Origin of the sequence: Nocardia rhamnosiphila NBRC 108938 (assembly GCF_000720425.1) — a bacterium.
GTDB classification, from domain to species: domain Bacteria; phylum Actinomycetota; class Actinomycetes; order Mycobacteriales; family Mycobacteriaceae; genus Nocardia; species Nocardia rhamnosiphila.
In genome coordinates, this window is record NZ_JOAJ01000046.1 from 1 (window position 1) to 954 (window position 954).

At 67.8% G+C, this 954-nt stretch carries 1 pseudogene; it reads left to right on the forward strand.

From position 1 onward, the window contains the following. Nucleotides 1-954, forward strand: a pseudogene (locus IG75_RS38775) (condensation domain-containing protein); the annotation flags it as partial.

Sequence of the window (954 nt, forward strand, 5' to 3'; positions counted from 1 at the left end):
TGGTTTCCGGATCGAGCTGGGTGAGATCGAGGCGGCGTTGCTGGCGTTGCCGGAGGTCGCGCAGGTCGCGGTGCTGGCGAAGTCGGATCCGCGGACCGGTGATCGGTTGGTCGGGTATGTGGTGTCCGGCGGTGCGGCCGGGTTGGATACGGGGCGGATCCAGTCGGAACTGGCGCAGCGGTTGCCGTCGTACATGGTGCCGTCGGCATTCGTGGAGCTCGAGGCGTTGCCGTTGAATGCCAACGGCAAGCTCGACCGTAGGGCGTTGCCGGAGCCGGTGTTCGAGGTGCAGGAGTTCCGGGCGCCGTACGTTCGCCGAAGTCTTGGGCGTCGAGCGTGTCGGTGCCGACGATGATTTCTTCGCGCTGGGCGGTAATTCGCTGGTCGCGACGCAGGTTGCTGCGCGGTTGGGTAAGGCGCTGAATGCCACGGTGCCGGTGCGGATGGTGTTCGTCCGGTGATCTCGATATCCCCGCGCTGCGGCAGGCGGTCGCCGATGTGGTGGACCGCCACGAAACCTTGCGGACACGCTATCCGGTGGGCCCGGGTGGGGTGCCGTACCAGGACGTGCTTCCCACCGCGCAGATGATCGCCGGTGGTCTCACGCTTGTCGCTACCGATGATCCGGTGGCCAGGATCGGCGAGTTGCTGTCGGCCGGTTTCGATGTGACGGCCGAGGTGCCGCTGCGGGTCGAGTTGTTGCAGGTGGCCGGTGCGGGCGATACCGGCGCCGCCGGCGAATTCGTGCTGGCGATGGCGGTGCACCATATCGCGGCCGACGGCGCCTCGGTGGGACCGCTGACCCTGGATCTGATGACCGCGTATGCGGCGCGCACGGCCGGGGATGCTCCCGGGTGGGCGCCGTTGCCGGTGCAGTACGCGGATTACAGCATCTGGCAGCGGGAGTTGCTGGGTGATGAGGCCGATCCGGAGTCGATCGCGGCGCAGCAGGTC